Origin of the sequence: uncultured Corynebacterium sp., assembly GCF_945649885.1 — a bacterium.
Classification (GTDB): domain Bacteria; phylum Actinomycetota; class Actinomycetes; order Mycobacteriales; family Mycobacteriaceae; genus Corynebacterium.
Window position 1 is genome coordinate 18791 of the sequence record NZ_CALZFS010000023.1, and the last position, 8328, is coordinate 27118.

Here is an 8328-nt window from a genome sequence, read left to right on the forward strand (position 1 = left end):
CCCGGGGCGACCCCATTTAGCATTCGACAGCCTGCTGCTTGTCACCGGTCTGTTTTCCATCCCAGCTACCCTTGTCTCCATGACTCAATCCACTCCTGATTATTCCTTCCTCGAACCCATCGATTCCCCTGAGGCCCTGGAATGGGCGCAGAAATGGTCGGAAGCGAGCGTCGATAAGCTCCCTGAAGCGCCGCGCACCGCACTACAACAACGCCTCCTGGAGGCGTTGGACACTGATGACCGCATTGCTTATGTCAGCCGGCGTGGGGAGAGGCTGTATAACTTCTGGCGTGATGCCAAGCATCCCCGTGGGTTGTGGCGCACCACCACGCTGGAGTCCTACCTCTCCGGAGAGCCTGCGTGGGAGGTGCTCATTGATGTGGATGCCCTGGCAGCAGCGGAGGATGAGAACTGGGTGTGGAAGGGTGCGCAGGTGCGTTCCCCGGAATATGATCTGGCGCTGGTGAAGCTCTCACGCGGTGGTGCCGATGCCACTGTGATCCGCGAGTTCGACATGGCCAGCCGCTCTTTTATACAAGACTCCCCTTTCACCGTGGATGAGGCCAAGACTGATGTGTCCTGGTTGGATCGCGATACCTTGCTGATCGGTACGGATACCGGTGAAGGCTCTTTGACCACCTCCGGTTACCCGGCACAGGTACGCACCTGGAAGCGTGGACAGTCCTTGAATGACGCTGAATTGTTCTTTGCTGGTGAGGCCAGTGATGTGGCTGTGGGTGCGTGGGTGGATCCGACCCCAGGCTGGGAACGGACCTTTGTCTCCCGTGCGGTAGACTTCTACAATTCCCGTGAGTTTGTAGAGGTGGATGGTGCGCTGGTGCCCATTGAGGTTCCAGATGACTGCGATGTGATTGTGAAGAATCAGTGGATTTTTGTTAATCCACGTACGGAGTTCGCTGGTGTTCCTGCTGGTGGTCTGAGTGTGATGAACTTTGAGGAGTTCCTTGCTGGTGGACGTGAGTTCCAGCCGGTGTTTATGCCCACTGAGTCTGTGTCGCTGCAGGGTCTGTCTTCCACGAAGAATCATCTGCTGTTGACCTTGCTGGATAATGTCTCCACATCCATTGTGGTGGTGGATATCGCTGATCCCACCGGGGAACAGCGTTCCCTTGGCCTGCCGGCACATACCACTGCGCATATCGTGGCTACTTCTGCGCTGCATGGTGATGAGATCTGGGTATCTGCGGCCAGTTTCAGCCAGCCGGGTGCCTTGCTGCGTGGAGACTTGTCTACTTCTTTGGAACTGACCGAGGTACGTCAGGGCCCCTTGCAGTGGGACAACTCTGGGGTGGAGACCCGTCAGCACTGGGCTACCTCTGCTGATGGTACGAAGATTCCCTATTTCATCTCCGGGGTCTTCAGTGCTGAGGGTGCTGCTGAACCGCTGCCGACCTTGATGCATGCCTACGGTGGCTTTGAAGTCTCGCTAACTCCAGGGCACTCAGTGACCAGGGGTATCGCCTGGTTGGAAAAGGGTTATCTCTTTGTAGAAGCCAATCTGCGTGGTGGCGGGGAGTTCGGGCCGCAGTGGCATTCCCAGGCGGTGAAGAAGAACCGGTTGAAGGTGTGGGAGGATCACCGGGCCGTCCTGGAGGATCTGGTGGAGCGTGGGTATGCCACCCCGGAGCAGCTCGCTATCCGCGGTGGGTCCAATGGTGGTCTGCTCACCAGTGGGGCGCTCACCCAGTATCCGGAGGCCTTCGGGGCGGCGGTGGTGCAGGTGCCGTTGACCGATATGTTGCGCTATCACACCTGGTCGGCAGGGGCGTCGTGGATGGCGGAGTACGGCAACCCGGAGGATCCAGAAGAGCGCGCGGTAATTGAGTCCTATTCCCCACTACACAACGTGGTGGCAGCTGAAGAACGTGCGTACCCGCCGGCGCTGGTGACCACCTCCACCCGCGATGATCGTGTGCATCCAGCCCATGCACGTCTCTTCGCCCAAGCTCTCCGTGACGCCGGTCAGCCAGTGGATTATTACGAGAACACCGAAGGTGGCCATGCTGGGGCCTCGGATAATAAACAGGTGGCTTATGTGGAGTCACTGATCTACACCTGGATTGAGACTGCTCTGGGTTTGGTTCCAGCTGATGAGGGGTAACATCATCTCACGATGACTAAGCAACGGATGCGTTCCACCCCAGTACCCGGCACCCGGGATTCCTACACCGGTATTGACTTCAACTTGGGCTTCCATGTGCGAAGCTACGAGCTTGATCTCACCTACCGGGTGGCCCCGAACCTGCTGATGGGCACGGCGACTTTACACATGGATAATTACCATCCGCTCAAGACCCTCACCCTGGACTTGAGTAATAACCTCCGTGTGGAGAAGGTCACCGCTCAAGGCACCGCCGGTAACCAGGTGCAGGTCGCCCGTTTCCGTCACTCAAATAAGAAGCTCCACATCACTTTCCGTGATGAGGTGCCGGTGGATCAGGAGTTCTCCCTGGCTATCCGTTACCGGGGCACTCCCCGACCAACCCGCAGTGCGTGGGGAATGATCGGCTGGGAGGAGCTGGAAAATGGCGCCCTCGTTGCCTCCCAGCCCTGTGGTGCCCCGAGCTGGCTGCCTTGTGATGACACCCCTGATGAGAAGGCCCGCTTCGACATCAAGATCACCTCGGACAATGGGTACATGGTGGTCTCCAATGGTGATCTGGTGGGACGTATCACCCGTGGCAGCTCCACCACCTGGCATTACCGCACCCGTGAGCCCATGGCGACCTACCTGGCAACCATCCAGGTTGGTTCTTATGAGGAGATCTCCCTGGGTGCTTCTGCCTCTGGTGTGCCGGTGTTGGCTTATATTCCCACCGGTGATTTCAAGCTGCGTAACCGTATCCTGCATGACTTCCGGGCCCAGGCACAGATGGTTGATGTCTATGAAGAACTCTTCGGCCCTTATCCCTTCGCGGACTACCGCGTGGTGATTGTGGAGGATGACCTGGAGATCCCGATTGAGGCGCAGGGACTGTCCACCTTTGGTGCGAACTTCGCCACCGGTGAGGACACCTGGGAGCGCCTGATCGCTCATGAGCTCTCCCACCAGTGGTTCGGCAACTCCCTGGGTCTTGCGCAGTGGAATGACATCTGGTTGAACGAAGGTTTTGCCTGCTACGCCGAGTGGCTGTGGTTTGAGAAGTCTGCAGGTCGCACTGCTGCTGACAGCGCCCAGGAGCACTATGGGAAGATCGCTAGATTGACGCAGGATGTGCTGCTTGCCGATCCCGGATCAAAAGACATGTTTGATGACCGCGTGTACAAGCGTGGTGCCCTCACCGTTCATGCCTTCCGCGTGCTGCTCGGTGATGAACACTTCTTCCCGGCCATCCACAAGTATGTTGCTGAGGGACGCCACTCCTTGGTGGAACCAGCTGATCTCAAGAGGCATCTGTTTATTGCATGCTTGGCTGCTGGAGTGTCCGAGGCTGAGCTGGAACGTGTGTGGGCCGCATGGTTGAAGAACCCTACGCTGCCACCGTTTCCTGAAGATAGGTCTTCGGGTGAGGCTGAGGATGCGTCTGATCATGGACCTGATCTTCATCGGTCCGGGCACGGATCTGTACCGGCTTCTGAATGGGCGTCTGCTCAGGCCCCCGAACAGGCATGAAATATCTGACACTGGCCACGATCATCGCCGGGCTCTCCGGCTTCGTGGTCATCATCATCGCCGCCTGGGCACTGGGCTCATCAGGGACAGTGACCGAAGAGTTCACCGCCTACTGGGGCCTGTTCTTCGCCGGCACCGGTGTACTCACCGGCCTGACTCAGGAAACCACCCGTGCGGTGTCTGCTGCGCGGAGTGGAACGGTGGCGGCGGTGTCGTCGGCAAGCTCTATTAGACCGATTGTGTTCTCCCTGGCTGCGGCAGCGGTGACCGCTGTGGTGCTGGGATTGACCGCACCACTGTGGATTGGGCGACTACTCAGTGAGTATCAGAGCATTGGTGTGGGGATGTTGGCTGTGGGGCTGGGCAGTTATGCCATCCAAGCGACCATCTCCGGCATCCTTTCCGGCGCCCAACTATGGAAGCAGTATGCGGCACTGATCTCGCTGGATACCGGCATCCGTATGATCCTAGCGGTGATTGCCTGGCTGCTGGGATATGAACTACTGGCATTCCTGGTGATCACGGTGATCGGTGCGGTGTCATGGATGGTGATCATTGCGCTGTCCAAGGAAGCGCGGGAGGCACTGGGATCGATGACTGATGTGTCAGGTCGCGTTTTTACTCGTCAGGCGCTGACTGCGATGGCTGCATCGGGATCCACGGCTGTGCTCATCACCGGCTTCCCCACCCTGGTGAAACTGACCAACCCGGACACCACCGGCCAGGCTGTGACTGCTGCGGCCGTGATCTATGCGGTGACATTGACACGTGCTCCACTGTTGGTGCCACTGCAGCAATTCCAGTCTGCGATCATCGTGAGATTTGTGCAGAACAAGGTGACACCTTGGGTCGCGTTGGCTGGGCCGCTGGCAATTGTGTGGGGTGTGGGGCTGTTGGGCTCAGGCTTGGCGTGGCTGATCGGCCCCTGGCTCTTTGATGTGATTCTACGCCAGGAGATCTTCGCCGTCCCCGGCTGGTTGCTTGCACTGCTGACCCTGGGAGCCACCTCCACCGCCACCTTGATGGTGACTGGTTGTGCCACCATCGCATACGACCGTCATGGCCTCTACCTTGCTGGGTGGGTGCTGGCCACAGTTGTCGCCGTAGGCATACTCATGGGACCGTGGTCACTGGCTCTTGCTGCAGCACTGGCGCTGATCATTGGGCCGCTTGTTGGGCTGGTTGTGCATGCGGTGGCACTATTTGGACCACGGGGTGTGGCTGCCTGAGTGCGTGCTCAAGGCTAGGGCCTCGTATGGGGGTTGGCTTTGCGTCGCAACGCCCAGGCGATGAGAGCCGAGAGCAAGACGATGGCGGATGCGGCTGCAGCGGTGACCACTAAAAGTTGTGATTCATAGCTTCCCGTTGTGCGCCCCACTGCAATCCACGCCAATCCCCATGAGGTGGCCAGAGCGGGAGCAATCCTGCCACCATCAACGATGGCAGTGACCACACCGATGAGGCCGGCGAGGACAATACCGCCCACACCCACAGCAATATCGGTGAACATGTCCAGCCCGGAATCAGCCAGGAACGCAAAAATATTGGCGAAGGTAGCTACCAGCACCCAACCGAAGTAAAGGCCAAATGTAGCCTCCGTCAGAATCAGATCAGGCCAACCACCTGTACGCGGCTCACCCAGGATGTACATGATGCGGATGAGCACGGCCAGCAAGACCGTGATCACCAGCACCGATGCCCAGAGCTGATCGAATTGAACGGTCCAGATCCAGACGGCATTGAGAATGACAGATAACAGCGCCCAAGGGCGTAAATGTTTTTGCCGGGGTGAGCGCCGGGCTGCGGGAAACAACTGCCAGATGGCATAACCTGCAAGACCTGCGTAAATCACACTCCAAATGCCAAATGCTGCACCGGCAGGGGCCAAAGGTGTGGCATCTGCAGACAGAGCACCACCTGCGGCCTCTGCAATCGGGGTGCCCCTTATCGCGCCACTTCCGAGGAATGCCGTGAAGATGGCAAATGCCGTACCGATCAGCGTGATGATCGGCATGGCCCATCCGACTTCCGCAATCTCTGTGTGCCTGGCTGGGGTTGTCCGCGCAGGTGAGGTAGTGATGAGTTGTCTATTGGAGTCTTCTGATACATTCCGATGAATATTCATGGTGGTGCCTCCTTGGCACCACAGTAGAAAGAAGCCCGGTCTCCGGCCATGTTTTTTCTGGTGCAGGGAGAAAATGGAATGAAACTGTGGCTAATGGTGGGGGCGGTTGTTGGATCCGCGAGGTGTACGAGATATTAGCGATGTGTGTGAAGGGCTTGATCAGCTGTCTAAAAAGCTGATGGCTAAGCAGCCTGAGCTTACACCCAGGACTCACGGCTTAAGATCCTAGTGCTATCCCACCCAAGGCGCCCGCATACTCCTACAACTTAGGTAATACAGTGTAGAGATCATGGCACTGTGGACATGCAGGCAGGGATCCGTGATCCTGTGTAGGAACAAAGTATGAACCACACATCGAGCGCAGTGCCTTGCCTGAAATAGCATGGCTGGCAATATGTTCTTTATGGGCGTAATGGCTATGAGTTCCTGCTTCGACTTCTGCAAGAACTCCCTCCTGTACCAAATCAGACAGTTCTGATGCCCTTCGTGCCAAGTCACCTGGTTCAAAGATATTGGAGTAAGTTTCCTCATATCTATCCCAACTCTGCTCTGGTGGGAACAGCGAAGTGAGCGTCCGAATGACTAACTGCCAATGGAGGCGCCCACCTGCCCATTTATCCTCAGGGAAGAATTCCACCAGCACACTTTCATGTGGGATCGTTGAATCATCATCTTCAAGATCACTAGGTTCTTCTGCATATGCGATTTCTAAGGTAGAGAGACGCCCCTGGCTGGGAATCATATGGTTAATGTGGATCCGTTCTGACTCTCCCGAGCGGATCCGCTGCATGATTGCAAGTACCTCCGCTTGGATATTAAGTTCCCACTCAGTTCGCAGACGGGCTGCAGTCTCTCGTTTGAGGAGTTCAATATCCGCATCACTGGGCAACCATCGCTGGGGATCCCCGGATTTAGCTTCCCGGCCGATGATTTTATAGAAATCATCATGATCTTCATGTCCGCCCTTGGCTAAACCTGCAACCACCAGCCAACACACATTGTGCACTGGGTCATGCCACACACCACCCCGCCACTGGGTATTTTTAATTTCCAGCAATTTAGGGTCTGATATGCCCTTGATCGGCATGACGAAATTGTCATCATGCGGATTCTCCCCAAAAGATTCCGCAGCTTTTCTCACGATTGGATGAGGAAGTTCGCTCAGCGGATGAAGATCCTCAAGTCGACCATCATCTAAAGCTCGCTGAAAAGAGGGGTTATCCCACTGACTGGTGAGATCTTCTCGCAGGAGGCGAAGCGTTGGACGAGCACGACGACTATGCATGGTATCAATACTGCCACATTTTTATTGCAGCGTCATGGATTGGAGAACTCAGTTTGATTAGCCCCAACACCTTTACAGTAGGTCAGCAATTTCATCATCGAGAGCGACAGTGTTTTGATGGCGCTGGGCAAAACGTTCTGCAAGTTCAATACGGTCACGGCCACGCTGTTCATTGAATGCCTTGATATCGCTCATCAGAATGCGGCGGTGACTTCCGACAAGATGAAAAGGAAGATCCCCTCTATCCAGCAGTTTATACAGGTGGGTACGGCTCATTCCAAGATGTTGAGAGGCCTGGGCAGGAGTGAGTGCTTCATCATTCTGGGTGCCAATGATGTCATCGCCACGACGTAGTGATTCACTCAGATCATTCAACAGCTCCCGAACCTCCGGGAATTCCGCGGCCCCTGCAAGGGCAGAGATTTCATTGAGCTGTTCTGGCGTGAGGTCATTTTTGTTCAGAGTATGCATTCGTATTCCTACTCGACATAAAGGTGCTTGAGGTAAAGGTGGTGTGATGATCAGTAAGGTACAGCACCCTAAGAGCCCTAACCCTCAAGCTATCTGCCACAACTGAAACATCTGACATAACAGACAATATCGGACGTTCTATACAAAATCAACCCCATCACGACTTTCCCCCGCATCACCGTTTATTGCAGGCTCCATCAGCAAATAGCTCCCCACACCCAAAGCCCACCGGACTGCGCACTAACTACGCACTAAGGTAGATCGCATGACTTCTTTGCTTGTGACCGGTGGTGCCGGCTTTATCGGTGCCAATTTTGTTCGCCAGACAATCCAGCAGCATCCTGAATATGACAAGATCACGGTACTGGACAAGCTGACCTACGCCGGCAATGCCGACAACCTCGCAGGACTCCCAGAGGAGCGGGTCAAGCTGGTCGTGGGTGATATCTGCGATGAGCAGCTCGTCGACAAGCTCGTTGCTGAGCATGACATCACCGTGCACTTCGCCGCCGAGTCCCATAATGACAACTCACTCAATGATCCCTCCCCCTTTGTACAGACCAACATCATGGGCACCTTTGTCATCCTGGAGGCGATCCGCCGCCACGATAAGCGCCTGCACCACGTATCTACCGATGAGGTCTTCGGCGATCTGGAATTAGATGATCCCAACCGCTTCACCGAAACCACCGCCTACAAGCCGTCTTCACCGTATTCTGCCACCAAGGCTGGCTCTGATCACCTGGTGCACGCCTGGATCCGGTCCTTTGGCATCAAGGCGACGATCTCCAACTGCTCGAATAACTATGGGCC

General features: G+C 56.1%; 6 protein-coding genes and 1 pseudogene. 4 read left to right on the forward strand and 3 right to left on the reverse strand.

From position 1 onward, the window contains the following. Positions 1 to 79: 79 nt before the first annotated feature. The 3 genes and pseudogenes from Q0M74_RS04135 to Q0M74_RS04145 all read left to right on the forward strand — a co-directional run bounded on the left by Q0M74_RS04135 (position 80) and on the right by Q0M74_RS04145 (position 4863). Positions 80 to 2122, forward strand: coding sequence for a prolyl oligopeptidase family protein (locus Q0M74_RS04135; protein ID WP_293951788.1), 2043 nt, complete (start codon positions 80 to 82; stop codon positions 2120 to 2122). A gap of 12 nt (positions 2123 to 2134) precedes the next feature. Continuing rightward, positions 2135 to 3511 (forward strand): annotated as a pseudogene (locus Q0M74_RS04140) (M1 family metallopeptidase); the annotation flags it as partial. Between the two features lie 119 nt (positions 3512 to 3630). Further along, complete coding sequence (locus Q0M74_RS04145) at positions 3631 to 4863, forward strand: hypothetical protein (protein ID WP_293951790.1); 1233 nt, start codon at positions 3631 to 3633, stop codon at positions 4861 to 4863. 14 nt (positions 4864 to 4877) lie between these two features. On the opposite strand, the gene Q0M74_RS04150 is transcribed toward Q0M74_RS04145, so the two are convergent. From Q0M74_RS04150 to Q0M74_RS04160, 3 genes are all read right to left on the reverse strand, one after another. After that, complete coding sequence (locus Q0M74_RS04150) at positions 4878 to 5759, reverse strand: TspO/MBR family protein (RefSeq protein ID WP_293951791.1); 882 nt, start codon at positions 5757 to 5759, stop codon at positions 4878 to 4880. Between the two features lie 259 nt (positions 5760 to 6018). After that, a complete protein-coding gene (locus Q0M74_RS04155) occupies positions 6019 to 7044 on the reverse strand; it encodes a DUF3039 domain-containing protein (RefSeq protein ID WP_293951792.1) in 1026 nt (341 codons plus the stop codon). 72 nt (positions 7045 to 7116) lie between these two features. Further along, positions 7117 to 7515 (reverse strand): helix-turn-helix domain-containing protein, encoded by a 399-nt coding sequence (locus tag Q0M74_RS04160; protein WP_293951793.1) that lies wholly within the window; start codon positions 7513 to 7515, stop codon positions 7117 to 7119. A gap of 265 nt (positions 7516 to 7780) precedes the next feature. Between Q0M74_RS04160 and Q0M74_RS04165 the strand changes: the two genes are divergently transcribed. After that, on the forward strand, positions 7781 to 8328 hold a 548-nt coding region (locus Q0M74_RS04165; protein WP_293951794.1), incomplete at its 3' end, for a dTDP-glucose 4,6-dehydratase.

Coding starts and splice junctions, on each gene's coding strand:
- Q0M74_RS04135 (WP_293951788.1), top strand. CDS start 80: ATGACTCAATCCACTCCTGATTATTCCTTCCTCGAACCCATCGATTCC.
- Q0M74_RS04145 (WP_293951790.1), top strand. CDS start 3,631: ATGAAATATCTGACACTGGCCACGATCATCGCCGGGCTCTCCGGCTTC.
- Q0M74_RS04150 (WP_293951791.1), bottom strand. CDS start 5,759: ATGAATATTCATCGGAATGTATCAGAAGACTCCAATAGACAACTCATC.
- Q0M74_RS04155 (WP_293951792.1), bottom strand. CDS start 7,044: ATGCATAGTCGTCGTGCTCGTCCAACGCTTCGCCTCCTGCGAGAAGAT.
- Q0M74_RS04160 (WP_293951793.1), bottom strand. CDS start 7,515: ATGCATACTCTGAACAAAAATGACCTCACGCCAGAACAGCTCAATGAA.